The 25816-nt window shown below is 54.9% G+C and carries 24 protein-coding genes; 5 read left to right on the top strand and 19 right to left on the bottom strand.

The features are described from left to right. Positions 1-4: 4 nt before the first annotated feature. The gene (locus QQZ17_RS20525) at positions 5-550 is read right to left on the bottom strand and encodes an antibiotic biosynthesis monooxygenase (RefSeq protein WP_152405676.1); all 546 of its coding nucleotides are present in this window, start codon (positions 548-550) and stop codon (positions 5-7) included. A 182-nt stretch (positions 551-732) separates the two neighbouring features. Continuing rightward, on the bottom strand, positions 733-1374 hold the full coding sequence (locus QQZ17_RS20520; RefSeq protein WP_152405677.1) for a hydrolase: 642 nt from the start codon (positions 1372-1374) through the stop codon (positions 733-735). 268 nt (positions 1375-1642) lie between these two features. Between QQZ17_RS20520 and QQZ17_RS20515 the strand changes: the two genes are divergently transcribed. Next, entirely contained in the window at positions 1643-2545 is a 903-nt protein-coding gene (locus tag QQZ17_RS20515; RefSeq protein ID WP_152405678.1) for a LysR family transcriptional regulator, read from the top strand. On the opposite strand, the gene malZ is transcribed toward QQZ17_RS20515, so the two are convergent. The 5 genes from malZ to phoB form a co-directional block, all read right to left on the bottom strand. After that, the gene (malZ, locus tag QQZ17_RS20510; protein ID WP_152405679.1) at positions 2539-4356 is read right to left on the bottom strand and encodes a maltodextrin glucosidase; all 1818 of its coding nucleotides are present in this window, start codon (positions 4354-4356) and stop codon (positions 2539-2541) included. The genes QQZ17_RS20515 and malZ overlap by 7 nt on opposite strands. A 137-nt stretch (positions 4357-4493) precedes the next feature. Beyond that, positions 4494-5867, bottom strand: a complete 1374-nt coding sequence (gene proY / locus QQZ17_RS20505) for a proline-specific permease ProY (RefSeq protein ID WP_152405680.1) — start codon at positions 5865-5867, stop codon at positions 4494-4496. Between the two features lie 78 nt (positions 5868-5945). After that, a complete protein-coding gene (brnQ, locus tag QQZ17_RS20500) occupies positions 5946-7265 on the bottom strand; it encodes a branched-chain amino acid transporter carrier protein BrnQ (RefSeq protein WP_152405681.1) in 1320 nt (439 codons plus the stop codon). A 406-nt stretch (positions 7266-7671) separates the two neighbouring features. Beyond that, the gene (phoR, locus tag QQZ17_RS20495) at positions 7672-8967 is read right to left on the bottom strand and encodes a phosphate regulon sensor histidine kinase PhoR (protein WP_152405682.1); all 1296 of its coding nucleotides are present in this window, start codon (positions 8965-8967) and stop codon (positions 7672-7674) included. A 45-nt stretch (positions 8968-9012) separates the two neighbouring features. Beyond that, positions 9013-9702, bottom strand: a complete 690-nt coding sequence (gene phoB, locus QQZ17_RS20490; RefSeq protein ID WP_042286011.1) for a phosphate response regulator transcription factor PhoB — start codon at positions 9700-9702, stop codon at positions 9013-9015. 196 nt (positions 9703-9898) lie between these two features. Here phoB and sbcD point away from each other — a divergent pair, with 196 nt between their 5' ends. Both sbcD and sbcC read left to right on the top strand, forming a co-directional pair. Further along, positions 9899-11101 (top strand): exonuclease subunit SbcD, encoded by a 1203-nt coding sequence (gene sbcD / locus QQZ17_RS20485; RefSeq protein WP_152405683.1) that lies wholly within the window; start codon positions 9899-9901, stop codon positions 11099-11101. Next, on the top strand, positions 11098-14241 hold the full coding sequence (gene sbcC, locus QQZ17_RS20480) for an exonuclease subunit SbcC (RefSeq protein WP_152405684.1): 3144 nt from the start codon (positions 11098-11100) through the stop codon (positions 14239-14241). Before sbcD ends, sbcC begins: the two co-directional genes overlap by 4 nt. A 75-nt stretch (positions 14242-14316) precedes the next feature. Here sbcC and mak read toward each other — a convergent pair whose 3' ends face one another. Then, positions 14317-15225, bottom strand: coding sequence for a fructokinase (gene mak / locus QQZ17_RS20475; RefSeq protein ID WP_152405685.1), 909 nt, complete (start codon positions 15223-15225; stop codon positions 14317-14319). 126 nt (positions 15226-15351) lie between these two features. Between mak and rdgC the strand changes: the two genes are divergently transcribed. Beyond that, positions 15352-16263: a recombination-associated protein RdgC gene (rdgC, locus tag QQZ17_RS20470; RefSeq protein ID WP_042324859.1), complete on the top strand. Its 912-nt coding sequence runs from the start codon at positions 15352-15354 to the stop codon at positions 16261-16263. 35 nt (positions 16264-16298) lie between these two features. Here the strand turns inward: rdgC and ppnP are convergent, their stop codons facing one another. The 5 genes from ppnP to QQZ17_RS20445 all read right to left on the bottom strand — a co-directional run bounded on the left by ppnP (position 16299) and on the right by QQZ17_RS20445 (position 18987). Continuing rightward, positions 16299-16583, bottom strand: coding sequence for a pyrimidine/purine nucleoside phosphorylase (gene ppnP, locus QQZ17_RS20465; RefSeq protein ID WP_046476127.1), 285 nt, complete (start codon positions 16581-16583; stop codon positions 16299-16301). Positions 16584-16653: 70 nt separating this feature from the next. Then, positions 16654-17331: an AroM family protein gene (locus QQZ17_RS20460; protein ID WP_152405686.1), complete on the bottom strand. Its 678-nt coding sequence runs from the start codon at positions 17329-17331 to the stop codon at positions 16654-16656. A 252-nt stretch (positions 17332-17583) separates the two neighbouring features. Next, entirely contained in the window at positions 17584-17775 is a 192-nt protein-coding gene (gene yaiA, locus QQZ17_RS20455; protein ID WP_152405687.1) for a protein YaiA, read from the bottom strand. 25 nt (positions 17776-17800) lie between these two features. After that, positions 17801-18346 (bottom strand): shikimate kinase AroL, encoded by a 546-nt coding sequence (gene aroL, locus QQZ17_RS20450; RefSeq protein WP_152405688.1) that lies wholly within the window; start codon positions 18344-18346, stop codon positions 17801-17803. Between the two features lie 182 nt (positions 18347-18528). Next, positions 18529-18987, bottom strand: a complete 459-nt coding sequence (locus QQZ17_RS20445; RefSeq protein ID WP_152405689.1) for a YaiI/YqxD family protein — start codon at positions 18985-18987, stop codon at positions 18529-18531. A gap of 148 nt (positions 18988-19135) precedes the next feature. Between QQZ17_RS20445 and proC the strand changes: the two genes are divergently transcribed. Continuing rightward, positions 19136-19945, top strand: a complete 810-nt coding sequence (proC, locus tag QQZ17_RS20440; protein ID WP_152405690.1) for a pyrroline-5-carboxylate reductase — start codon at positions 19136-19138, stop codon at positions 19943-19945. A 15-nt stretch (positions 19946-19960) separates the two neighbouring features. On the opposite strand, the gene adrA is transcribed toward proC, so the two are convergent. From adrA to QQZ17_RS20410, 6 genes are all read right to left on the bottom strand, one after another. After that, positions 19961-21061 carry a diguanylate cyclase AdrA gene (gene adrA, locus QQZ17_RS20435; RefSeq protein ID WP_152405691.1) on the bottom strand — a complete coding sequence of 367 codons (1101 nt, stop codon included), beginning with the start codon at positions 21059-21061 and terminating at the stop codon, positions 19961-19963. A 118-nt stretch (positions 21062-21179) separates the two neighbouring features. Further along, positions 21180-21500: a phosphate starvation-inducible protein PsiF gene (gene psiF / locus QQZ17_RS20430; protein ID WP_152405692.1), complete on the bottom strand. Its 321-nt coding sequence runs from the start codon at positions 21498-21500 to the stop codon at positions 21180-21182. Positions 21501-21627: 127 nt separating this feature from the next. Next, on the bottom strand, positions 21628-23043 hold the full coding sequence (phoA, locus tag QQZ17_RS20425) for an alkaline phosphatase (protein ID WP_152405693.1): 1416 nt from the start codon (positions 23041-23043) through the stop codon (positions 21628-21630). A 99-nt stretch (positions 23044-23142) separates the two neighbouring features. After that, on the bottom strand, positions 23143-23403 hold the full coding sequence (gene iraP, locus QQZ17_RS20420) for an anti-adapter protein IraP (RefSeq protein ID WP_152405694.1): 261 nt from the start codon (positions 23401-23403) through the stop codon (positions 23143-23145). Positions 23404-23656: 253 nt separating this feature from the next. After that, positions 23657-24862, bottom strand: a complete 1206-nt coding sequence (locus tag QQZ17_RS20415; RefSeq protein WP_152405695.1) for a multidrug efflux MFS transporter — start codon at positions 24860-24862, stop codon at positions 23657-23659. Between the two features lie 168 nt (positions 24863-25030). Further along, positions 25031-25690 carry an extensin-like domain-containing protein gene (locus QQZ17_RS20410; protein WP_152406386.1) on the bottom strand — a complete coding sequence of 220 codons (660 nt, stop codon included), beginning with the start codon at positions 25688-25690 and terminating at the stop codon, positions 25031-25033. Between the last annotated feature and the right edge of the window lie 126 nt (positions 25691-25816).

Here is a 25816-nt window from a genome sequence, read left to right as displayed (position 1 = left end):
CCGATCAGGCTTTTTTCAGCCAGCCGGCAAACAAACGGGTCACGATGGGCATCCACAACCAGACCACCAGCGCAACCACACAGGCATCGTTAATCAGATGCAGTAACAGCGTTCCCTTCAGCGAGGGCAATAGCATGCCGGTCAGCCACGGCACCAGATTGGTGCTGGGGAAGATAACCAACAGGGTGATCAGAAACTGCTTCCAGCGCAGCGGTTGACGAACATGCGGGGCGGGAGGCGTAAACCAGAACGCCGCTTCGGTGTGGATCTCGGTTTTATCGCCTTCCGCCAGCAGCGGGGCTATCTCCTCGACCAGAAGTCGCCGCGTATCCGACTGCGTCCAGTTGTAGAGATGCTCAAGCGTGTCGAAACGAATAATGATGTTCCACAGATTTTGCCCGTCCGTCGGACGAATCACATTCGCCCCGAGATGACCGGGAAACGAGGCGGCAATGGGCATAATTTTCCCTAGCCATAGCTCATAGCGCGCTGCCTGGTCAGGCTGCAGCGTATGCGTAATCACCAACGTCACATGTGTATTTTGCGCCATGACAGATTCCTTGCTGAAGGTTAATGACGGGTTGCCCCGCCATAAGCCATACGTTCACTACACAAAATCATTCATGATGCGTCGAGGCGGCAAGGTTGCGCATCCTCGGGAGCTCACATAAGTGAGTGACCGGGGTGCGCAAACAAAGCCAACAAAGAGGCAGCGTGAAGGATGAAGTGTATTTATGCTTTGCGTTCCGGTGCGCCATGTACCATGGTGTAGGCATAATCCACGCCCATACCGTAGGCGCCGCTGTGTTCACGAACCAGACTCATCACCGCGTCATAGGTCTCTTTACGCGACCAGTCACGCTGGTACTCCAGCAGAACCTGCTGCCAGGTCACCGGTACGGCACCGGCCTGCACCATACGGTCGATGGCGCGTTCATGCGCATCAACAGAGGTGCCGCCGGAAGTGTCTGTTACGACATACACTTCGTAACCGGCTTCCAGCGCCATCAGCGCCGGGAAGGTCAGGCACACTTCGGTCCATAGCGCAGAGATAATCAGTTTTTTACGTCCGGTCGCCGCCACGGCTTTCACAAATGCCGCGTCTTCCCAGGAGTTCATGGAGGTACGTTCGATAGGTTTCACATCCGGGTGCACAGCCAGTAACTCAGGCCAGATGTAACCACTAAAACTTTTTGTTTCGACTGAAGTATAAATGACCGGCACATTAAATATTTTGCCTGCCTTCGCCAACGCAACGGTATTATTTTTCAACGTCTGGCGATCAATATTAGCCACCCCAAATGCCATTTGCGGCTGATGGTCAATAAAAATGAGCGTCGAGTTTGATGGATTAATCAGTTCCCGAATAGACATAATATACTTCCTTAATTAATCAGTTAGAAATTAATGTTTGTATCTGTCGTCAACCATCAAATCCTGAATCAGAAAGCCTGTTTAGTATAGTTGGAAATTTCTAACAACTTATTAAAGAAAACTTACCGTCGTGTGAAATAAGCCTTGTCCGGACGATATATCTTTACACTTTCAAAAAAATGCGCATCTTCCATCTAATTTCTTCACTGGTTTTGTTTCTCGCCATTCGGTACAACAGAGGGGTTTACTTTCAGGGATATTTTCAGCCATGCGCATAAATCTGGACGTTCTGCTTATCCTGGACGCCATCGACAAATACGGTACTTTTGCCGCCGCAGCCGAATCGTTGTTTAAAACGCCTGCAGCACTCAGCTATATGATTCAGAAGCTGGAAAAAGACCTGAACATCGAACTGCTTGACCGCTCCGGGCATCGGGCCAAATTCACCGATACCGGGCTGATGATGCTGGAAAAGGGGCGCTTGCTGCTCAGTGCGGCAAAAGATCTGGAAAAGCAGGCGCTGCAGTTGAGCTCCGGCTGGGAGAAAGAGCTGGTCATTGCGCTGGATGTCTCCTTTCCCTTTGAGGTGCTGTTACCCCTCATCGACGCCTTTCACGCGCAGAACAAACAGACGCAGCTTAAATTTTCGTACCACACGCTGGCAGGGTCATGGGAAGAGTTAACGCATAATGGCGCGGATATCATTCTTGGCGCGATTAACGAACCGCCGACCTCCGCCGCGTGGTCCTACAAAATGTTAGGCACTCTGGATAATGTCTTTGTGGTGGCGCCCGATCATCCGTTGGCCGCAATCTCTGACAAATTGACGAATGAACAACTCTGCCTGCACCGCGCCATTGTCATTAGCGACAGCGCACGCTTTTGCCACCCGATACAAACCAACCTGATGGAAGAACAGCCGCAGATTCATGTCGATGATTTTCACAGCAAAGTGGCGCTACTGCGCGCCGGGATGGGCTGCGGGTTTCTGCCGCGGCATATCGCCAGCCCGTGGCTTGCCACGGGCGAACTGGTCGAAAAAAGCGTCATCTCTTTTCGTGAAAAAGATGTCGCCTATATGGCATGGCGCGATGGGCGAAACGGGCTGGCGCATCGTTGGTGGCGGGAAACGCTGCTTGCCAGCCACGACATCGCGCGGCTGTATCAGTGATTCAGCCAGAGCGTGGCGGAAATGGCCGGCAGCGTCAGTATGTCGTCAGACAACTGCCCTTTCCCTTCTTTACAGCCCCATTCTGTCACGTTCAGCAGCGGTGAGGCCGGGAGCACCACTTCACAGGCCTCGCCGCGGTTAATGGCCACCAGCACGCGCTGCTGCTGGTAGACGCGCAAAAACACCACCACGTTATCTTCTGCATAGATAACCTGACATCCGCCGTAACGCAGCGCCGGGATGCGATGTCTCAACTTCGCCATCCGCTGATACAGGGCAAGCAATGCGGCATCCTGTTTTTCCGCCTGCCAGGGAAACGTCTTGCGGCAGAACGGATCGTTATCGCCATCCAGCCCCACCTCATCACCGTAATAGATACAGGGCACACCGGGCCAGCTAAATAGCCAGACTACCGCCAGCGGCAGGCGGGCGGCATCTTTGCCCAACAGCGATTTGAAACGCGCGGTATCGTGGCTGTCGAGCTGATTGAACATCCGCAACTGCTGTTGATGAGAGAGACCGGCGCGGTAGTTATCCATCCACGCCATACAGGTTTGCGCGTCAATCTGCTGGGGATCGTAAGAGATATCGGTATTGGCAAGAAAGCCCCATAGCGGGAAGGTGAAGCCACGGTAGTTCATGGCGGCATCTTCAGCATCCGCCTGTAGCCACTGTCGCGCATCGCCAAAGTGTTCACCAAAGACGTAAGCTTCCGGCTGCGTTTCCTTTGCCGCCTGGGCGATCCCCGCGACGTGCTGAAGGTTATTACGCGCGCCGCCCGCTTCTCCCAGCATATGCACGACGTCAAGACGCCAGCCGTCCATGTTCCACGGCGCTTTCAACCAGTGACGAACGATGCTGTCTTCACCGCGATACATTTCATTGACCAGACTTTCGGACTGATAATCCAGCTTCGGCAGACTGGGGTAGCCCAGCCAGTCCAGCGCGACGCCGTCCGGCGAGAAGCTGTACCAGTCGCGCCAGGGGGAATCCGGATGGTGGCACGCGCCGCCAGAGCCACGATGATGACGATCGAACCACGCGTGGGAATCACCGCTGTGGTTAAACACGCCGTCCAGCACCAGGCGCATCCCCTGCTGTTGCGTTTTCAGCCGCAGTCGCATCAGCGCCGGGTCGCCGCCAAACTGCGGGTCAACGTGACGGTAATCCTCGGTATCATATTTATGCACGCTCGGGGCGGTGAATACCGGGTTCAGGTACAGCGCGGTGACGCCCAGCTTTTTCAGATACGGCAACTTTTCGCTGATACCGTCGAGATCGCCGCCATAAAACGTGGATCCGCCGGCCTGCGCGGTCAACGGTTCGTCCCACTCTCGCAGCACAATCTCCTGCCCGGCCGCGTGATGGTAATAGACCTTATCCTGCTGGGCGTCGCGTGACGAACTACGAGCAAAACGGTCAGGAAAGATCTGGTAGAAAACCTGATCGGCAACCCACTGCGGTCCACTGTCCGGCGCATCCACGGCAAATTGCTCCAGACGGGCAGGTGGAAAGCGGCTGAACCCTTGCGGCGTGAACCACAGCTGACGATCGAGCCAGAGCAGCTTGAAGCTGTAGCGTCGACGCGGCTGTCCGCTGCGAAGATCGATCGCCGCACGCCAGGCGGTCACGCCCGGAGACGGCGGCGTGCGCAGTTTGTGCATCGCCAGCGCGGTTTCTTCGTTGTCATTTTCCGCACGTAGCGTAACGCGCTGCGGCAGGTTCTCCCCCGTCAACCAGAGCGTAATGGTCAGTTGGTCTTTGTTTTGCTTAACAAATGGGGCAACCGGTAGGTGCCAGGCGTTCAACATCACGTATCCCCTTTGATGAAAATGAGCTCACCTTGCCATAGCGATTTACAGGATAACTCATCATCTGAAGGTTTATTGGGGGAGGAGTTCGGGGGAGGAGAAATGACCGGATGGCATTCATGCCACCCGGCACAACATTACTGCGCTTCGGCGACCTGACGGTCACGACGGCGCTTGAACATCCAGCCAATCATCAGCAGAACAATCCAGCCACAGCCAACGTACAGCGAAATGCGGGTGTCCGGATGATAGCCAATCAGCCCAATGATAAATACGAGGAAAATCAGGCCCACAATGGTCGTTGCCACACCGCCCGGCACTTTAAACTTCAGCGCCTTCACCTCTTCCGGCGGCAGACGACGACGGAAAGCAATTTGCGACAGCAGGATCATAATCCACACCCACACCGTCGCGAAGGTCGCCAGCGACGCAATCACCAGGAAGACGTTTTCCGGCATGATGTAGTTCAGATACACCGCGAACAGCAGGGCGATAGTCATCACCATCACGGTGACCCATGGGATCCCCCGGCGCGAGGTTTTAGCGAACACTTTTGGCGCACTGCCCTGCTCTGCCATCCCGTGCAACATGCGACCGACGCCAAAGACGTCAGAGTTGATCGCCGATAGTGACGCGGTGAGCACCACAAAGTTGAGAATGCTGGCAGCAAACGTAATGCCAAGATGCTGAAAGGTCAGCACAAACGGGCTGCCGTCGGTTCCCACCTGATTCCACGGGTAGATAGACATAATGACGAACAGCGTCCCCACGTAGAACACCAGAATACGCATCGGCACCGAGTTAATGGCGCGCGGAATGGATTTCTCCGGGTCCTTCGCTTCCCCGGCGGTGATACCGATGATTTCAATACCGCCGTAGGCGAACATCACCATCTGTAGCGACATCACCATCCCCAGCCAGCCATTGCTGAAGAAACCACCGTTGCTCCACAGGTTATGGATCCCGGTCGGTTGTCCGCCGTTGCCAATCCCCCAGATGATGATGCCGAAGCCGGCCACAATCATGATGATGATGGTGGCGACTTTAAAGAAGGAGAACCAGAACTCCAGTTCGCCAAACACTTTTACGCTCATCAGGTTGATGGCGCAGATGATCAGCACCACGCTAAGCACCCAGATCCAGTGCGGAACCGTCGGAAACCAGACGCCCATATAGATACCGAATGCGGTCACATCGGCAATGGCGACAATCAGAATTTCAAAGCAGTAGGTCCAGCCGGTAATGTAACCCGCGAGTGGGCCGAGGTTTTCCTGCGCATAGCGTGAAAATGAACTGGCAGAGGGATTGTGTACGGACATTTCCCCCAACGCGCGCATAATGATATAGGCCGCCACCCCGCCGATAATGTAGGCCAGCAGCACGCTCGGCCCGGCCATTTTGATGGCGTCCGCAGAGCCATAAAACAGCCCGGTGCCGATTGCTGAGCCCAGGGCCATAAAGCGAATGTGTCGGGTGCTTAGCCCACGCTTCAGCTTGTTATTACTTTCCATCGATTCCTAACCCATCAACACAATAAAAAACCACGGGGCCAGTAATAGCCCCGTGGTTAAAACAGATTTTCCGCAATCTTAGTGTGCGCTGGAGGTCACCTGCCGACCCGCCGCGCGATCCCAGACAACCGCCAGGACCACCATCACAACAGTGGGCATTAACCACGCCAGACCTTGTTCCGCCAGCGGTAAGCGCTGGGTCCAGGCCGGTAACACGTCGCCGATTGCCGATGCTTTAATACCATCAAGGATACCAAAAATCAGGCTGATAAACATTGCCGGTGCAATGACGCGGGTCGAATTATGCCACCATGAGCGGGTAAAACTTAACACAACGAGTGCGATACACGGGGGATAAATCGCCGTCAGCACCGGAATAGAGATCTGGATCAGATGGCTGAGCCCCAGGTTGGAAACCACCATCGAGAACCCACCAAGAATGAACACCAGCGTGCGGTAAGACAGCGGCACATACTGAGCGAAGAACTCTGCACAGGCGCAGGTCAGGCCGACCGCCGTCACCAGACAGGCGATAAAGATCAGCGCCGCCAGCAGCAGGCTACCCGCACCGCCAAAGGTGTGCTGGACATAAGCGTGCAGAATCGCTGCGCCGTTCGCCGACTGATCGACCAGCGTAGCGCTGTCTGACCCGAGGCGGAACAGCGCCAGGTACAGCAGCGTTAATCCGACGCCCGCCATCAGTCCCGCCCAGACGGTATAGCGGGTCAGCAGACGCGCTTCGGTCACACCGCGAGAGCGCGCCGCGTTAACAATAACGATACCAAAGACCATCGCGCCCAGCGTATCCATCGTCAGGTAGCCGTTAACGAAGCCATTGGAAAATGCCGCCGTCTGATAAGCTTCCATCGCATGACTGATCGGGCCAGCAGGCCAGATGATTGCCGCAACGGAAAGCACAATCAACGCCAGAATCTTCAGCGGCGCCAGGAAGTTCCCCACGGTATCCAGCAGTTTACCCGGATACAGCGACACCAGAATTACAATTGAAAAATAGACTACGCTGTAGATAAACAGCGGCAGAGTCGAGTCGCCGGTCAGTGGGGCAATGCCCACTTCAAAAGAGACCGTTGCGGTGCGCGGCGTAGCGAATAACGGACCGACGGCCAGATAGCAGACGGTCGCCAGCAGAACGCCAGCCACTTTGCCGATAGGCGTGCTCAGACTGTCAACACCACCACCGACTTTCGCCAGCGCGACAACCGTCAGCACCGGTAGCCCCACGGCCGTGATCAAAAAGCCGACAGCCGCCATCCAGACGTTTTCGCCAGCCTGCAAACCAACCATTGGAGGAAAGATGATGTTCCCTGCGCCGACGAACAGCGCAAAAGTCATAAAGCCCAGCGCAATAATATCGCGCGATTTTAACTGATGGGTCATAAAGCTTACGGCCTGTGGATGTGGTGTTGATTAAATTAACGTAATGTCTTTCCCTGTGGGAAGAAACAGCGGTTTTTTTAAGCAATTCCAGCGGGATATGCTCCTGGGCTGGGACTGCGAAGAATAGTTTTTCGATTTACCGCCTGAATGCAGTCAGTCTGACAGCATCTGGGGCGCAATTTAAACGCTTATAACGTTTTAAAGCAAGGAGGGATCTAAAAACTGGAAGATTATAGTGGTATCAAATAAAGAACCAGTGCAAAACACTATGTTAAAGAAAAAGTCATGGCTTATCATTCGAACAAAAAACAACCAGGCGCGGATAAATTCAGCAGACTTATCTTAGCCGCAAAGAAAATAAGCCAGCATTGGCTGGCTTATGGAAAGAAAACCTTACGATTGTACTTTAAGCACTTTTTTTGGCAATTAATCGTTCCGGCAGCACAAAACTAAAGCGCGTGCCTTTGCCCAGTTGACTCTCGATATTCAGGCGACTTTCATGATGATTCAGCGCATGTTTTACGATAGCCAGTCCCAGTCCACTGCCGCCCGTTTGCCGCGATCGCGCTTTATCAACGCGATAAAACCGCTCCGTTAACCGCGGGATATGTTCCGGCGCAATGCCTGGCCCGTTATCTTCCACGCTAAACTCCGCGCCGTACGGCGCCGCGTGCCAGCGGACGGTGATATGGGTTCCCGCTGGCGTATGATTCACTGCGTTATACACCAGGTTGGACATTGCGCTACGCAGTTGTTCTTCATTCCCCAGCACTTTGAGCTGGTTATCCACCTCAAAGCTGAACGTGTGCTTCTGCTGGCTGAGCGTCTGCGCTTCACGTTCGACCATACGCAGCATCATCGGCACATCGACCTGTTCATTGAGCAGAAGCGTCGGTGCGGCTTCAATTTTCGACAGCGTAAGCAACTGTTTCACCAGTCCTTCCATGCGCGAGGTTTGTTCACGCATTGTCAATAGCGCTTTTTCGCGCGTTGCCCCTTCCAGCGTCTGTTCGTGCATCATCTCGAGATAGCCCTGCAACACCGTTAGCGGGGTGCGCAGTTCATGGCTCACGTTGGCAAAGAAATTGCGTCTCGCGCCTTCAAGCTGGTGCATCTGTGTCATGTCGCGCGCCACCATCAGCAGTTGCTTATCGGTGTACGGCATGACGCGAATTTCCAGGTGTCGACCGGTATTGAGTACCAGATTTAACGGTCGGCTAAAATCCCGCAGCTTAAGGTACTGCGTAAACTCCGGGTAGCGCAGCAGGTTCAGGATGTTTTGTCCGCTATCGTCCGGCCAGCGTAAGCCCAGCACCTGTTGCGCGAGGCCATTACACCAGAAGATCCCACCCTCTTCAGTGGTCAACACCACCGCATCGGGCAGTGACTCTGCCCCGCTGCGAAAGCGTTTAATCAGATTGCCCAGCTCGCGACGGCGCTTTTTATTGCGCAGTTGCATCTGATGCAAACCGTACAGCAGCGGTTCCCAACTGCCTCGTCCCGGCGGCGGCGTCATGCTTCTGTCGACCCACAGCCACCATGAGAGGCGTAATAAATTCCAGAAATGCCAGATCAGCAGTCCTGTTACCGATGCCAGTAAAAACCACGGCAGGTAACCAAAAAATGCACTTAGGATCAAGGCCGGGATACAGCAAAGTATCAGTTCCAGCACCAGCCTTTTCCATGACAGCCGTTCCAGCACGGGTCACTCTCCCTTCAGAGCCAGGCTCTTATTTATTCTTGTCTTTCAAAAACGGGTCGAAAAACGATACCCTGTCCCGCGAACCGTTTGTACCATCCGATCGTGGCCGCTGGTTTCCAGCGCCTTGCGCAGACGGCGAATGTGCACATCGACCGTACGATCCTCAACGTAGACGTTGGTGCCCCAGACGTGGTTCAGCAGCTGTTCGCGGCTGTATACCCGTTCGGGGTGGGTCATGAAGAAATGCAGGAGTTTAAATTCCGTCGGCCCCATATCAAGCGGATTTTCGCCGGTCATCACGCGGTGCGATGTGGGATCCAGGCTTAGCCCCTGCATCTCGATGACTTCTTCCACCGCCATCGGCGAAATCCGGCGCATCACCGCTTTGATACGGGCAACCAGTTCTTTCGGGGAGAACGGTTTAGTAATGTAGTCGTCCGCACCGGTTTCCAGGCCACGTACGCGATCCTCTTCTTCCCCTCTGGCGGTCAACATCATGACCGGAATATCCCGGGTCATCGCTTCACGCTTGAGGTGTTTAATAAACTGTAGACCAGAACCGCCGGGCAACATCCAGTCAAGAAGGATCAAATCCGGCCAGGGTTCATTAAGCTGGTTCACCGCACTGTCATAATCTTCAGCTTCAACGGGCTGAAAACCATTTTGCTCAAGCACGAAACAGACCATTTCGCGAATTGGAGCTTCATCTTCTACGACCAGAATACGTCTCGCCATGATTTGCCCTGTTATATAAGTTGCTTATCATCATCTGTCTTAATGCGGCGTCATTATGCGTCAGTTTTATGACAGATTTATGAAAATGCGTGCTGACGTTAACCTTAGGTTGTTGATTTATGACACCCGAGAAACGAGATATTACAGCCCACGAATGGTTATAATCCCCTTTATGCTTTTTTGCCATGGAACCGTTATGCGCATCCTTCACACCTCTGACTGGCATCTGGGACAAAATTTTTACAGCAAAAGCCGCGCCGCTGAACATCAGGCCTTTCTCGACTGGCTGCTGGAAACGGCGGTCGAACAGCAGGTGGATGCGATAGTCGTTGCAGGCGATATCTTCGATACCGGCTCACCGCCAAGCTATGCCCGTGAGATCTACAACCGTTTTGTGGTCAACCTGCAGCAAACGGGCTGTCATCTGGTGGTATTAGCAGGAAACCATGACTCCGTCGCTACGCTGAATGAATCCCGCGAGATTCTGGCGTTTCTCAATACCACGGTTGTGGCCAGCGCTGGCTGCGCGCCGCAAATACTGAATCGTCGCGACGGTCAACCTGGCGCAGTGCTGTGTCCGGTGCCGTTTCTACGCCCGCGCGACATTATCAGCAGCCAGGCGGGCCTGTCCGGTCAAGAAAAACAGCAGCATCTGCTGGGTGCCATCACCGACTATTACCAACAGCAATACGAGGCTGCCTGCGCATTGCGCGGCGATCTCGCCCTGCCGATTATTGCCACCGGCCACCTGACCACCGTCGGCGCCAGTAAAAGTGACGCCGTTCGTGACATTTATATTGGCACGCTGGATGCTTTTCCGGCACAGAACTTCCCGCCCGCCGATTACATCGCGCTGGGCCACATCCATCGGGCGCAGAAGATTGGCGGCACAGAGCATATCCGCTACTGCGGCTCCCCCATCGCGCTGAGTTTTGACGAATGCGGCAAAAACAAATACGTGCATCGGGTGGACTTCCTGGACGGCAAGTTAGCCAGCGTCGAAGAACTCACCGTTCCGGTCACACAACCGCTGGCGGTGTTGAAAGGCGATCTCGCCGCGATTACCGAACAGCTGGAGCAGTGGCGCGATAGCGAGCAAAGCCCTCCGGTCTGGCTGGATATCGAAATCACCACCGATGAATACCTGCATGATATGCAGCGTAAAATTCAGGCGCTGACGGAAACGCTGCCCGTTGAGGTGCTGTTAGTCCGCCGCAGCCGGGAGCAGCGCGAGCGCATGTTGAGTAACGAACGCCGGGAAACGCTGAGCGAACTGAGCGTGGACGAGGTATTTTCACGCCGCCTGGCGCTGGAAGAACTTGAGCCGCCTCAGTGCGAACGTTTGACATCACTTTTTCACCGCACGTTACAGACACTTTCCGGGGAGCATGAGGCATGAAGATTCTCAGTCTACGCCTGAAAAACCTCAACTCACTGAAAGGGGAATGGAAGGTCGATTTCACAGCAGAGCCGTTTGCCAGCAACGGTCTGTTTGCCATTACCGGTCCCACCGGGGCCGGCAAAACCACGCTGCTCGATGCGATTTGCCTGGCGTTGTACCACGAGACGCCTCGCCTGAATACCGTGTCGCAATCGCAAAACGATCTGATGACCCGCGATACGGCGGAATGTCTGGCGGAAGTGGAGTTTGAAGTCAAAGGCGAAGCTTATCGTGCGTTCTGGAGCCAGAACCGCGCGCGCAACCAGCCCGACGGCAATTTACAGGTTCCGCGCGTTGAACTGGCGCGCTGCGCCGATGGGAAAATCCTTGCCGATAAGGTGAAGGACAAACTGGAGATGACGGCGGATCTGACCGGGCTGGATTATGGTCGCTTTACCCGCTCAATGCTGCTCTCGCAGGGGCAGTTTGCTGCGTTCCTCAACGCTAAACCGAAGGAGCGTGCGGAACTGCTGGAAGAACTGACCGGCACGGAAATTTATGGCCAGATCTCCGCCCAGGTTTTTGAGCAGCACAAAACCGCGCGCACCGAACTGGAAAAATTACAGGCGCAGGCCAGCGGCGTTACGCTGTTAGCGCCAGAGGCGTTGCAGACGCTGACAGAAAGTTTGCAGGCGCTCACTGACGAAGAGAAACAGCTGGTCGCCCAACAGCAGACCGGACAGCAGCAGTTAAACTGGCTGACGCGTCAACACGAACTACAGGCCGACGCAAACCAGCGTCAGCAGGCGCAGCGGGTTGCGCAGGAGGCGCTGGAAAACGCCCAGCCACAGCTGGCGACGCTCAGCCTGGCACAACCTGCCAGAGCGTTACGCCCACTGTGGGAGCGCATTCAGGAACAATCGGCTACCGTCACCCGCACCCGCCAGCAGATAAACGAAGTGAATGCTCGCTTACAAAGCAGATTCTCGCTGCGCGACCGCATGCGCCGCCAGGCTGAGCGGCAGTCCACCGCCCTGCTCGCCACGCAACAGACGCTGAACGAATGGCTAATCGCGCACGATCGCTTTCGCTTATGGAGCAACGAGTTAGGAGGATGGCGAGCCCTGTTTGCTCAGCAGGCCAGCGATAAGATTCAACTGGCAAAATGGCAGCAACAGCAGGTAAACGATAGCCGTAAGCTGGAAGCACTGCCGCCGGTGACGCTCAATATGACGGCAGATGAGGTTGCGACGGCGCTGGCGCAGCATGCGCAGCAGCGTCCTCTGCGCCAGCAATTGCTTTCGCTACACGGTCAGCTCGTTCCCCGGCTGGCGCGTCTGAGTCAACTTCAGGCAGCGATTGCGCACAACAAGCAAGAGCTGGCCCGGCGCAATACCCTGCTGGAGGCAAAGCGTCAGCAGTATAAAGACAAATATCAGCAGTATCAGGATGTTAAAACCCTTTGCGAACAGGAAGCGCGGATCAAAAACCTGGAAAGCCAGCGTGCGCTGCTACAGTCCGGTCAGCCCTGCCCGCTTTGCGGTTCAACCGCCCATCCCGCAGTCTCGGCGTATCAGGCGCTCGAGCCAGTCGTTAATCAGGCGCGACGCGACGCGCTGGAAAAAGAGGTTAAAGTGCTGGCTGACGAAGGTGCCGCCCTGCGTGGACAGTCAGAAGCGCTAAACCAGCAGCTACAGCGTGACGAAAGCGAAGCGCAGACGCTGGCTAAAGAGGAGCAAGCGCTCACTCAACAGTGGCAAACCGCGATCGGCGCACTGAACGTCACGTTACAGCCGCATGAGGATATTCAGCCCTGGCTGACGGTACAGGACGAGCACGAGCAGCAGCTCTATCAGCTCAGCCAACGCCATGAGCTACAGGCACAAATCACCGCCCATGCGCAACAGGTGGAGCAGTTCCGTCAGCAAATCGATCGGCGCCAGGCAACGCTGTCGGCGCAGTTAAGCCACTATACGTTGTCACTTCCTGAAGAAGGCAGCGAAGAAGCGTGGTTAAACGCCCGTGCGGCAGATGCACAAACGTGGCAGCAGCGGCAGACGGAGTTGACGGCGTTGCAGGCGCGCATCGCGCAGCTCACCCCGCTGCTCGAGACGCTGCCTGCCGCCGGTACCGACGCAGAAGATGATGAGAGCGTGACGCTGGAAAACTGGCGTCAGGTTCACGATGAGTGTGTATCGCTGCACAGTCAGTTACAGACGTTACAACAGCAGGAGCAGCAGGAGACTCAGCGCGCCGCCGATGCGCAGGCGCAGTTCGATACCGCGCTTGCGCACAGCCTGTTTGCCGATCGGGCGGCATTTCTTGCCGCGCTGCTGGATGACGAAGCGATCGCGCGTCTGGAACAGCTTAAGCAGTCGCTGGAAAACCAGCTTCAGCAGGCACAGACCCTCGCCGCGCAGTCAGCCCAGGCGCTGGCGGCGCATCAGCAACAGCCGCCTGCGGGACTGGATCTCACGCAGTCGATTGAACACATTCAGCAAGCCGTGGCGCAGCTAAATGACCGGGTGCGAGACAATGCCACACGTCAGGGTGAAATACGCCAACAGCTAAAACAAGATAGCGATAATCGCCAACAGCAGCAGACGTTGATGCAAAAAATCGACAACGCGATGCAACAGGTTGAGGACTGGGGCTATCTGAATGCGCTGATCGGCTCTAAAGAGGGCGATAAATTCCGCAAATTCGCCCAGGGGCTGACCCTGGATAACCTGGTGTGGCTGGCGAACAATCAGTTGACCCGCCTCCATGGACGCTATCTGCTGCAGCGCAAAGCCAGTGAAGCGCTGGAACTGGAGGTGGTCGACACCTGGCAGGCCGACGCCGTGCGTGATACCCGTACCCTTTCCGGTGGCGAGAGCTTCCTGGTCAGCCTGGCGCTGGCGCTGGCACTCTCCGATCTGGTCAGCCACAAAACGCGCATTGACTCGCTGTTCCTTGACGAAGGCTTCGGCACGCTCGACAGTGAAACGCTGGATACCGCCCTCGATGCGCTGGATGCGCTCAATGCCAGCGGAAAAACCATCGGCGTGATTAGCCATGTGGAAGCGATGAAAGAACGTATTCCGGTGCAGATTAAGGTGAAGAAAATCAACGGGCTGGGCTACAGCAAACTCGACAAAATGTTTGCAGTGGAATAGTGGGTGACGTCATGTCTGCGGGTGCCGCAGGCCGGATAAGGCGCACTGGCGTCGCCCTCCGGCCTCCCCCTGCCACTATTTCTGTGGCCACAGCCACGCGGCGCCACGCACGCCGCTGGAGTCGCCGTGCAGGGCTTTGCGCACCGGCGTTTCGCACTCCCCGCCGAACACAAACTGTTTAATCAGCGGCGGAATCGTTTTGTACAGGCGATCAATGTTGCTCATCCCGCCGCCGAGGACGAAAACATCGGGGTCGAGAATATTCACCACATGGGCCAGCGATTTCGCCAGACGCCGTTCATAGCGGCTGAGCGCCAGTTCAGCCAGCGCGTTTTGCGCCTCCACCAGGCGGATAATCTCACTGCCTTTAAGCGGATTGCCGCTCAGGCGATGGTAATCGGTGGCGAACCCGGTGCCGGAAATAAACGTCTCAATGCATCCCTGTTTTCCACAGTAACAGGGGACTTCTTCACGATAGCGAAGCTCATCCTCATCCATCCACGGCAAAGGATTGTGCCCCCACTCGCCCGCCGTACCGTTGCCGCCGATGTGCGCCCGACCGTTAAGCGCCACGCCCGCGCCGCAACCGGTACCAATGATCACCGCAAAAACCGTCTGCGCCCCGGCAGCGGCGCCATCGACCGCCTCAGAAACCGCCAGACAGTTCGCGTCATTCGCCAGACGTACGTCACGTTGCAGACGTGCGCTGAGGTCTTTATCAAACGGCTGACCGTTCAGCCACGTGGAGTTGGCATTCTTCACCACACCGGTATAGGGCGAAATGGAACCGGGGATGCCGATCCCCACCGTGCCCGTTTGCCCGGTGGCTTTTTCCGCCATCGCCACCAGCGTGGCAATGGTTTCGATGGTTTGCTGATAGTCGTTTCGCGGCGTCGGCAGACGATGGCGGAACCGTTGCTCCCCGGCCTCACTGAGCGCGATGACTTCCGTTTTGGTGCCGCCTAAATCAATCCCAATACGCACACGGTGTTCCTCATTTTTTAGGGAATATCAACAGAGTAGAGCGAGGCATTGGGAATGGCAATGCAAGCCCGCCGACAATTCGTTACTATACGCGCTGAATTTAACGACAAGGCCGTGGAAATTATCATGCTGTGGTTCAAAAATTTAATGGTTTACCGTCTTAGCCGCGATATTTCATTGCGTGCCGAGGAGATGGAAAAACAGCTAGCCTCGATGACGTTTACCCCTTGCGGTAGCCAGGATATGGCAAAAACGGGCTGGGTGCCGCCAATGGGATCGCACAGCGATGCGTTGACGCATACCAACAACGGCCAGATTTTGATTTGCGCGCGTAAAGAAGAGAAGATCCTGCCCTCTCCGGTGATCAAACAGGCGCTGGAAGCGAAGATCGCCAAACTGGAAGCCGAGCAGGCGCGCAAACTGAAGAAAACCGAGAAAGACTCGCTGAAGGATGAAGTGCTGCATTCGCTGCTGCCACGCGCCTTTAGCCGCTTTAGTCAGACCATGATGTGGATCGACACCGTGAACGGGTTGATCATGGTGGACTGCGCAAGCGCGAAAAAAGCGGAAGATACGCTGGCGCTGCTGCGTAAGAGCCTCGGTTCTCTGCCAGTGGTTCCGCTGGCGCTGGAAAACCCGATTGAGCTGACGCTTACCGAATGGGTGCGTTCCGGCACCGTGGCTCAGGGCTTCCAGTTACTCGACGAAGCCGAACTGAAAGCGATGCTGGAAGACGGCGGCGTGATCCGGGCGAAAAAACAGGATCTGGTGAGCGACGAAATAGCCGTCCACATTGAAGCCGGTAAAGTGGTGACCAAGCTGGCGCTCGACTGGCAGCAGCGTATTCAGTTTATGATCTGCGATGACGGTTCGATCAAGCGTCTGAAATTCAGCGACGAACTGCGCGATCAAAACGAAGATATCGACCGGGAAGATTTCGCCCAGCGTTTTGACGCGGACTTTATCCTGATGACCGGTGAACTGGCGGCGTTGATTCAGAATCTGGTAGAAGGGTTAGGCGGCGAAGCGCAGCGCTAAACAATATTCCCTCTCCACACGGAGAGGGAAAATCATTACAGATAGCGGCAAAGATATGAGGTCGGTTCGGCGACCTGTAAGTGAAACTCGCTATGACCCGGGACGTTGAACACCTCTCCTGCGGCATACACCTTCCATTCGGTAGCATCCGGCAACAACACATTCAACGCGCCGCTCACCACCGTCATCTCTTCAGGCTCTGCGGTGCCGAAGGTGTATTCCCCTTCCAGCATCACGCCCACACTGGCACGGCCAGTACTGCTGCTGGTAAAGCCGATTGATTTTACTTTGCCGGAAAAGTATTCGTTACTTTGAAGCATAAACGGGCCCTGTCTCGTTGGTAAATTGACAACCAATATAGGGGCCAGCCCTTTGGCCTGTCACGTAAAATTAAACCAGCAGTTCTGAAGCCAGCCGCGCGATCAGCACATTAGAGAGCAGCACCGGAACATCCAGCGATTTTTGCAGGACATCGCGGTGGTGCTGATGAAAACCAAGGCAGTCGAGCATAATGACATCCGCCCCTTGCTCCAGCAGCGCTTTGCCGGCATCAATCAACTGCTGCGTGCTTCCATGTACCGGATTTGCCAAAGAATAGACAGGAGGAGACTGCAAAACCTGCCATTTCTCCGTCTGGGCCGCCATCAGCTCTTCCACCGGCACAATCACCCCCACCTGATGCCCATCGACAATCGAGGCCACCAGCGGCGGAATAATGCGCAGCGGCTCCAGCAGAATACTGTTACGCGCCGTCATGCTGTTAATTGAAGCTGTACTCATCAACAGAATGACATCGTAGCCCTGGTTATCCAGCACTTCGACGACGCTTTGCAGGTCGCGTTCCACTTTCTGGCGCGAGACATAAGCCAGTTGATTATCGTTAAGCAGAGTGAGCAGCGGCTCCTCGCCGGAATCGATTGCGTACTCAGCCAGAACGTCATCACGGCTCATTTTTCCCAGCAGGCTGTGATGGGTGATATGTTGTTCGTCGATGTACTCGGTCAGAAGCGGTAAAACTTCACTCATGGGTACAACACCGATGGTGAGGATAGCCAACGACGCACTCATTTTTTCCACCTTCTTTTTTACTTCGTCGTTTATTCCCGGGTAAATGCGCTGCACCACTGCCGACACTTACCTTTGCAAATGCAAAAAAGCGTAGCAGGTGCAGCACAAATCGCTGTGTAAAGATTCCAGATAATTCCAGTAATAGATTGTTATTGTTTGATGTTAGTTTTCAGGTACAACGATTCTTCGGTGAAAAATGTGATGCTGGTAGGGTTTGCACTCACTCAGATTCCATTCCGAGCCGTTCAGTCATCAGGTTTTATCGGGATCTTCGTAACGGGCTTTCGCATCCATCGCTTCCTGCGCGCTGGGATGCTCGCTGATTAACGAATCCGGTTTCGGGTGATCGGCGCGCAGCTGATACCAGGTGACCGTCTGCCCCGGCGTCCCTTTCTCAATGGTGACAATATACGCTTTACGTGGATAAGGCGGTTTGGTTGGCATAGTGCTTCCTTCTGTCGAATGAAGTTTAAGTATAGACCCCGCCTTGTCTGCGCAGCGCGCACTGCGCCAGCCTGCGCTGAATTTCAGAAATCACCTGGCTGGGTGATTTCGCTGCATCAATGATGAAATGGGCCGCCTCGCGATACAACATGTCCCGCTGTTGCAGCACCTCCTGCACCTCTTCGCTCAGGGGTTTACCGGTCAGCGTGGGACGCAGCTCCTCTTCAGGCGACGCCTCAAGACGATTAACCAGCGTTGGGACCGGCGCGCTTAAATAAATGACGATGCCGTTATCACGCATAAAATGGCGGTTATAGTCGGTGAGAATAATTCCTCCCCCCGTCGCGACGACCGTCGACGGCGCGGTCACCGCCTCCAATGCGGCCGTTTCTCTGGCGCGAAATCCCGGCCAGCCTTCACGCTCGACGATTTCCGCCACGGTCATTTGTACCTGCGACTGCAGCCATTGATCGGTATCCACAAACCGACAGCCAATTGCCGTAGCCAGCGCCATGCCAACCGTTGTTTTTCCACAGCCGCGTGGGCCAACAAGATAAAGCGGTTGCGTCATAGTGGGCGTTCCCCAGAAAGCCGCAAAGCTGCGGGATCAGATGTCATTAAAGGAATAATCATACCATCAAACTAGTACAGCGTTAAGTGTAAAGAATTTATTCCACTCAAAGTAGAAACATCAATGCATGCCCTACTATATCAAGAAATGGCGCTGAGGAAAGTGTAAAAAATAAATTACATTCACGCTTTTCTGCGCTGAACTTCCAGCCACCACTTTTCCAGCTCCGCCGCAAAATGCTGGCGATCGCGCGCAGAGAGGCTATCCGGCCCACCCGTCTGGATCCCGCTGGCGCGCAACGTATCCATAAAATCGCGCATCGTCAAACGTTCACGAATGGTCGATTCGGTGTAGCGTTCACCACGCGGATTGAGCGCAGATGCGCCTTTCGCCAGCACCTCAGCGGCCAGCGGGATATCGGCAGTGATGACCAGATCGCCTGCCGCGCACTGACGCACAATCTCGTTGTCCGCCACGTCAAAGCCCGCAGGAACGCGCAGCGTACGGATATACGGTGACGGTGGCACGCGCAGGCTCTGGTTCGCTACCAGAGTCAGCGACATTTGCATGCGCCCGGCAGCACGATAGAGGATCTCTTTAATTACGTTCGGACACGCATCCGCATCCACCCATATGGTCATACTGTCTCCCGTTTCTTGTGCAATCGGCTATTGTCTCGTGCTTTTGCGCTGCGGCAAAGTGCTGTTTATCCTTCATGCGTCTTTCAATCCGCGCTAAGCTAGGCTTTATCAAACAAAACAACAACTATCACCCATAGGGAGTGACGAGATGGAGAAGAAAATCGGTTTTATCGGCTGCGGTAATATGGGGAAAGCGATCCTCGGCGGCCTGATTGCCAGCGGTCAGGTGCTTCCCGGCCAGATCTGGGTCTACACCCCTTCCCCCGATAAAGTCGCCGCGCTGCATGACCAGTACGGTATCAACGCCGCGCAGTCCGCTCAGGAAGTGGCCCAGGTGGCGGATATTGTTTTCGGCGCCGTGAAGCCGGGCATCATGATCAAAGTACTCAGCGAAGTCACCTCCAGTCTCAATAAAGAGTCGCTGGTGGTCTCTATTGCAGCAGGCGTAACCCTCGATCAACTCGCCCGCGCGCTGGGGCATGACCGGAAAATCGTACGTGCGATGCCGAATACGCCATCATTGGTTAATGCCGGGATGACGTCGGTGACGCCAAACGCGCTGGTTACCCCGGAAGATACCGCTGACGTGTTGAATATTTTCCGCTGCTTTGGCGAAGCCGAAGTCATTGCCGAGCCGATGATTCACCCGGTGGTTGGCGTCAGCGGCTCCGCCCCGGCGTATGTTTTTATGTTTATCGAAGCAATGGCCGATGCCGCTGTACTGGGCGGGATGCCGCGCGCGCAGGCTTACAAATTTGCCGCTCAGGCGGTCATGGGTTCGGCAAAGATGGTGCTGGAAACCGGCGAGCATCCTGGCGTACTGAAAGATATGGTCTGTTCGCCTGGCGGCACGACGATTGAAGCAGTCCGCGTACTGGAAGAGCGAGGATTTCGCGCGGCAGTGATTGAAGCGATGGCGAAGTGTATGGAGAAGTCAGAGAAACTCAGTAAGTCCTGAGTGAACAACCGGACGTCAGGCCGCCACTTCGGTGCGGTTACGTCCGGCATTCTTTGCTTTGTAGAGTGCCAGATCGGCTGATTTCAGCCATTCCCGATAGTGACCGAACTGCGGGGTTAACGGTGCAACGCCGACGCTGATATGCAAAATAACCTGCGGCGCGCAGGCCAGGCGTAGCCCTTGTAACCCCTCATGAACCCGCGACATCGCCGCTATGGCGCTCTCCGCTGGCGTACCGCACATGATCACCGCAAATTCATCACCACCAAAACGCCCGATCACATCGCTCCCGCGCAGGGTCATTCTCAACTGCTGGGTCAGCGCCAGAATGGCTTCGTCGCCAACGTCATGTCCCCAGGTATCGTTAATGCTCTTAAAGTGGTCGATATCGATGATCAGCAGCGTGGCATCCCGATGCTGGCGACGACTGTGCTCAAATTCATTGCGCAGTAATATTTCCCAGTGCCGCCGGTTGTAGACCCCCGTCATGCCGTCACAGGTGCTCATCACCTGCAACCGACGCTTGTGCTGCGCCAGTTTTGTCGCGGCCTGATAGCTGACCCAGGAGAATAACAGCGGGTATATCACCATGACCGGCAGCGTCAGCCCTCCTTCCAGTGGTGCGCTTCTTAAGGCCAGAGAGACGCCCGTCAGCTGCAGCGTGACCAGACAAGCGATCACCATCAGGGCAAGCCCGGTGATAAACAGTCGCGCGCCGCCTGCGCCCATCAGATTCATGCACATGATCATCAACAGCGCGGTGGAGGGCAGTGCATTGGCCCCCATCAGACCTATCCACATTCCGGCGAGGACCGCATCCGTTTTTAAATTGGCAAATTCCCGACTCAGCGGATCGACGGCCCTGCTGGCGATTTGCCAGGCCAGGTGCGGCCAGACGAACGCCCATCCCACCAGCAACAGCCACCAGACGCCGGATACGGGATTCGCGACCAGCGCTGCGGCGACAGGGAAAAACATCCCCCCCAACGCCACTGCACGCGGCACTCTCACTCGCCGGGCGAATCGCAGTCCAGAGCGTTGATGGTCATTTTGCTGCGATGAAAAAGACTCTTCATCCAGGTCGACCGCTTTTTTGTAAAAGTTTTCGTCATTCATTATTTTTTGGGAACATTCTGAAACAATTTTCCCAAATTATAGAGACGGGTCTGGCGGGGAAAGTATGATATTTCGGGTGAGCGTTTTTCTTTGCTCACCCGTTAGCACTACGTCGGGGCTACGCCGCTTTCTTCAGGCAGGCACTCATAAACTTACTGCGGTCGTCACCTTTCAGCGATTGTTCCGTCGCCTTGACGTTGCATTCGCGCATTTTTTGCTGTTGCGGCGTCAGGCTTTTTTCACCGGGAGCTGACTGACTGTTTTTAAGGCAATCGCTCATGTATGTCTTACGGGCATCGCCTTTCAACGTCTTCGCCGTCGCCTGTTGATTACAGGTGGTCATGCGCTGCTGCTGCGGCGTTAATGTTTTCTCCGCCGCACCAACGGTCGTTAAAAAGATCAACCCAAACAATAGGGTAACCAGTAATGTTATTTTCATAGCACCATCCTTTTTGAGTATTCACTCGACTATCTCCCGCAGGTAAACGCGGGGATATTCAGATAAGTCTGGCTGCTAACAATAAAAAAACCACCCGACAGCAAACGTTATCCTGCCGGGGGCTGGATTATTTCAGGCCTAACGCCGCTTTCATGGTATAGAACAGATCGGTTTGATCGGTCAGCCCGACCACGTTGGCCGCATGAGGACCGTAGGCCGCAATGCGCAGCTGGCTGCCCGTATGCTCCTGAGATTCCTCTTCGGAGTTACCGTAGCTGATTACCATCACGGCGCCATCTTTGGTGTTTAACGCCTGGGTCAGACCCGGCGCTTTTGTCTCCGGCGCGACGATCTGGCTGGCGTGGGCGTGATCGGCGGTGACGATCACCAGCGTGTTACCCTCTTTCTTCGCAAAGGCCAGCGCGCGCTGTACGGCTTCGTCCAGATCCACCGTCTCGCCAATCTGTCCGCAAGGATTGGCGGCGTGATCCTGTTTATCGATAGAGGCCCCTTCCACCTGCAGGAAGAATCCTTTCTCATTTTTACTGAGCAACTCAATGGCTTTGTCGGTCATTTGCGCCAGCGTCGGCACGGTATCGTCGCGTTTTGGATTCGGCGTACAGGTCACGGCGGGCTTATCAATATTGCCGTGATAAGACGCTTTAGGGCCTTCCCAGCGCACAGGCATGTTGCCGTCAGAGAACAGTCCCAGCAGCGGTTTGTCCTGGCTGGCTTCGCCGATTGCCGCCAGTGAGGCCGCGTCGCCGACCAGTTGGTAACCCCGGGCCAGAGCCTGTTCACGCAGCGTTTTCCCCTGCCACTCGCCCGCCGTCGCGGTTTCGGCGAACGTTTTCGCGCCGCCGCCCAGCGTCACATCCGCACGGGCATTCAGCAGTTGTTCGGTTATTGAGCCTTTGCCACCTTTTTCCAGCGCATTCGTCGGGCATTTCTCGCTCGTTACGCTCGGGCCATAGCATTTACGTGACGTGACGTGCGCCACCAGCGCGGCAGGCGTGGCATCCTGCAACTCTGCGGTTGAGACGTTACCCGTCGCCAGCCCCGCCGCTTTCGCCATTTCCAGCAGCGTCGTGTGATCTTTTTCGTGAATATCGACGCCCAGCGCGCCGTTATAAGTTTTCACGCCGGTTGTCCATGCGGTTGCCGACGCAGCAGAATCTGTCACGTAATCCGGCTTACCGGTTTTTTTATTCAGCGCATAATGGGTGTATTGACCGGTCAGCGGTAAGGCATCAATCCCTTTAAAATAACCACCTGCACCTTCAGCATAATTTCGCGCAGCGGTAATTTCTGAATCACCCATACCATCGCCAATCAATAAAATAATATTTTTTGCTGGTTTATCATTCAGTGATTCGCGCAATGCTTGTGTTTGATCGGCCGATAATCGGCGTGCTCCGCCTGGCGTTGTAATATCACCCTGCGCGGCACGGTTTTCCAGTACCGACATTGATGATGTTTCAGAATGACTAACGGGGATATACAGCAGCGGTAACAATGCAAGAGCGATAGCGCTTTGTTTCACTTTATTTTCTCCATGTACTTAATACACTTAAAATAAAAAACAAAGCGACTATAGGTCTCTGACATGACAGGTATATGACAGCGTAGAAGCTGAATAAAACTAGTAACGAGGATGCCTCAACAACTTCTGTACATACTGGCGCAGCAGCTCCGTATCGTTATCCGGAACGCTGGCATCGGGCTTTACGCCATCAAGTGCGCCCTCAACCTGATGAATCAACAGTTGCTGCTCGTTCTGAGCCATATTGCGCAGCATCGCTGTAACGATAATCTCTAATGCTTCTACCTGAGCAACCAGTTCTTTTGACTCTTCCTCTTTCTGGGCAAGCTTAAGCAACAACTCAGCTATTAGATTTTTCATGACCGCATTTCCTTATCTAAAGAAGGCTGACGGTATCACTATGAATCCATGCTGCCTAGAGGCTGAAAGTAGTATTTTTATAAGAAAGGAAAGACTTTGCGTAAATAATCACAGAATACGGTGAGCGAAACGTTTCTCGCAGAAAAACAGAACCCGAAATTAAAAGTCATGAATAAAATAGTCACCCCCGGCCATAAGTTAAAGTTATGATAAAAAAAATGACCAGTTTTACTTAAGTCATTTTTTAATCGTTTTACACCTGCTTACGGATATTTCGCCGCTGGCGCAGGACAAGGGCTAACTGACAAATGTTAATCATCACAATGACCGCAGTGGCAATAAATACCCAACGAAATCCCGCCATTGCCGACACCGTTGCCCCCATTAGCGGACCCGCGACATTACCAAGATACATAAACGATTGGTTATAACCAAAAATACGCCCGGTTATTTGGTCGCTGGAGTATTTGACCAGCAGCGTCTGGACGGCAGGCAGCATTGCGCCATCGGCAAAACCGAGCAGAAAACGTAAAACCCCAAGCTGGAAAGGCGTCGTGACCCACGACATGGCAAAGAACAGCACGACCGCACAAATCAGCGTCGCCATCAGGATCCTTTCGGTGCCGATGCGATCCCCAAGCTTACCAAGCCGGGGCGCAGAAATCAGTGCCGACACCCCAGGCACCGAGGCGATTAACCCACTCAAAAAGGCAATATTGTTACTGTCCGGGGCCATCGACTTAATAAATAGCGCCAGAATCGGGCTGATTGAACCATTGCACAACTGAATCACCAGCGTGGTGAAAAACAGACTGACAACCAACGCCGGATATGGCAGAGAAGCAAATACGGCTTTCCCGCTCAACCGCTCGCTCTTTTTCAGCGTCGGGCGGACACCTTCTTTAATCAAAAAGAGGGTGACCAGAAAGCTGACGACCAGCAGTATTGCGGTGATAAAAAAGACCGGGCGTAAGCCCACATGATCGGCAATAAAACCGCCCATCAGCGGGCCGCCAATCACACCGCTGATTTGCGCAGTCGCCAGAGTACTGAGTGCCCATCCGCTACGTTCACGAGGCACCTGAGACGCCACCAGCGCCATCGCATTTGGAATATAACCGGACGTTAAGCCCATGATGCCGCGCAGCAGAAAAAGCTGCCAGACGTTGGTGGCAAAGGCTTGCAGCAGTATCGCAATGGCCATGCCAAGCGAAGCGCGCAGCAGCATCAGCTTGCGACCTTTGCGGTCTGCCAGGCTCCCCCAGAGCGGAGAGACTATCGCGGAGATTAAGAATGTGACACTGAAAGTCAGACCAGACCACATCGAGAGCGCTTCATGGGAGGTCACCCCGAGCTGCGAAATATACAGCGGCAAAAATGGCAGGATTTGACTGATTGCCAGACCGGTAAAAAAGCAGCCGAACCAGACGGAAATGAGATTAACTTTCCAGGATTCCATAAACGCTCATCGTGATAAATAGCAGAAAACGCCGGTTAGTTTAACAATCTCCGCGTCTGTCAGGGGATCCAGAGGTGCGCTGTCGCGCAATTTACTATTTTATCTTCCCGTTCACCATTTTTGTGAAATACATCACATTAAAACCCAACAAACCACAGGGCTTTATGCTTAGCGACAGAGGCCAACTCCCCGCATTCCCAGATGAAAATGGTTGGCGTGGGCGGCGTTGTAGTCCGGTCCTAAGCCGTTGCCATAGTACTGACAGCTCACGCTGAGCAGTGCCCGCAGCCACGGTGCGCTTTCCTCCTGCTTCCAGCCGCGCAGAACGGTGAAGTGCCGGCCGTCGGCAAGGCTAAAACCGCTGATATCCAGGGCCTGCGCGCTGGCGTGCTCGCTACGACGCGCGTCAGGGCGATGGTAAATATTACGACAGGCGAAGCTGCCGAGATGCTCGATCCGGGTCAGTCGGCTCATCATCAGACGTTCCGTCAACGGCACAGCCTGTTGCCCGACATACAGCGCAGAACTCAGCGCTAACGAACAGGAAGCAAGGAAGCTGCTGCTCAGTTTGACGGCGCCGAAATCCCGCACCCGTACCACGTCGGTTAAGGGGCATTCGCCGGTACTGTCGGCCACGGGCTGTGACGTAATCAGCTTCTGCTGGTTTGCCTGCAGCAACAGCGCCTGGCAACGCGCTGGCGTCAGACGCTTAAGCTTAAATTGAGTGAGCCAGTTTGGCGGGTCAGATAACTCAAGAGGGGTGAGCGGGTTGTAATAAGACGGCAGATAGCGATATCCCACGCCGCACGCCACGCCCAGAAGCATCATCAACAGCCAGCCTTTTCCTTTCACGCACCCTCCCGTGCAATTCTCCCTAACATTATGGCAGAAGCCCGCGAATCCCTCGTTTTGTCGTGGTAATGTATACGCTTTGCGTTCGGGGGAATGGGTTTA

Source organism: Citrobacter sp. T1.2D-1 (assembly GCF_950098555.1).
GTDB lineage: Bacteria > Pseudomonadota > Gammaproteobacteria > Enterobacterales > Enterobacteriaceae > Citrobacter_A > Citrobacter_A telavivensis.
The sequence above is the reverse complement of the archived record's forward strand: the minus strand, read 5'-3'. Positions and strand labels throughout refer to the sequence as shown.

Coding starts and splice junctions, on each gene's coding strand:
- yaiA (WP_152405687.1), bottom strand. CDS start 17,775: ATGCCAACCAAACCGCCTTATCCACGTAAAGCGTATATTGTCACCATT.
- proC (WP_152405690.1), top strand. CDS start 19,136: ATGGAGAAGAAAATCGGTTTTATCGGCTGCGGTAATATGGGGAAAGCG.
- brnQ (WP_152405681.1), bottom strand. CDS start 7,265: ATGACCCATCAGTTAAAATCGCGCGATATTATTGCGCTGGGCTTTATG.
- iraP (WP_152405694.1), bottom strand. CDS start 23,403: ATGAAAAATCTAATAGCTGAGTTGTTGCTTAAGCTTGCCCAGAAAGAG.
- QQZ17_RS20445 (WP_152405689.1), bottom strand. CDS start 18,987: ATGACCATATGGGTGGATGCGGATGCGTGTCCGAACGTAATTAAAGAG.
- sbcC (WP_152405684.1), top strand. CDS start 11,098: ATGAAGATTCTCAGTCTACGCCTGAAAAACCTCAACTCACTGAAAGGG.
- QQZ17_RS20515 (WP_152405678.1), top strand. CDS start 1,643: ATGCGCATAAATCTGGACGTTCTGCTTATCCTGGACGCCATCGACAAA.
- rdgC (WP_042324859.1), top strand. CDS start 15,352: ATGCTGTGGTTCAAAAATTTAATGGTTTACCGTCTTAGCCGCGATATT.
- QQZ17_RS20460 (WP_152405686.1), bottom strand. CDS start 17,331: ATGAGTGCGTCGTTGGCTATCCTCACCATCGGTGTTGTACCCATGAGT.
- proY (WP_152405680.1), bottom strand. CDS start 5,867: ATGGAAAGTAATAACAAGCTGAAGCGTGGGCTAAGCACCCGACACATT.
- psiF (WP_152405692.1), bottom strand. CDS start 21,500: ATGAAAATAACATTACTGGTTACCCTATTGTTTGGGTTGATCTTTTTA.
- malZ (WP_152405679.1), bottom strand. CDS start 4,356: ATGTTGAACGCCTGGCACCTACCGGTTGCCCCATTTGTTAAGCAAAAC.
- QQZ17_RS20525 (WP_152405676.1), bottom strand. CDS start 550: ATGGCGCAAAATACACATGTGACGTTGGTGATTACGCATACGCTGCAG.
- ppnP (WP_046476127.1), bottom strand. CDS start 16,583: ATGCTTCAAAGTAACGAATACTTTTCCGGCAAAGTAAAATCAATCGGC.
- adrA (WP_152405691.1), bottom strand. CDS start 21,061: ATGAATGACGAAAACTTTTACAAAAAAGCGGTCGACCTGGATGAAGAG.
- sbcD (WP_152405683.1), top strand. CDS start 9,899: ATGCGCATCCTTCACACCTCTGACTGGCATCTGGGACAAAATTTTTAC.
- QQZ17_RS20410 (WP_152406386.1), bottom strand. CDS start 25,690: ATGATGCTTCTGGGCGTGGCGTGCGGCGTGGGATATCGCTATCTGCCG.
- QQZ17_RS20415 (WP_152405695.1), bottom strand. CDS start 24,862: ATGGAATCCTGGAAAGTTAATCTCATTTCCGTCTGGTTCGGCTGCTTT.
- aroL (WP_152405688.1), bottom strand. CDS start 18,346: ATGACGCAACCGCTTTATCTTGTTGGCCCACGCGGCTGTGGAAAAACA.
- QQZ17_RS20520 (WP_152405677.1), bottom strand. CDS start 1,374: ATGTCTATTCGGGAACTGATTAATCCATCAAACTCGACGCTCATTTTT.
- phoB (WP_042286011.1), bottom strand. CDS start 9,702: ATGGCGAGACGTATTCTGGTCGTAGAAGATGAAGCTCCAATTCGCGAA.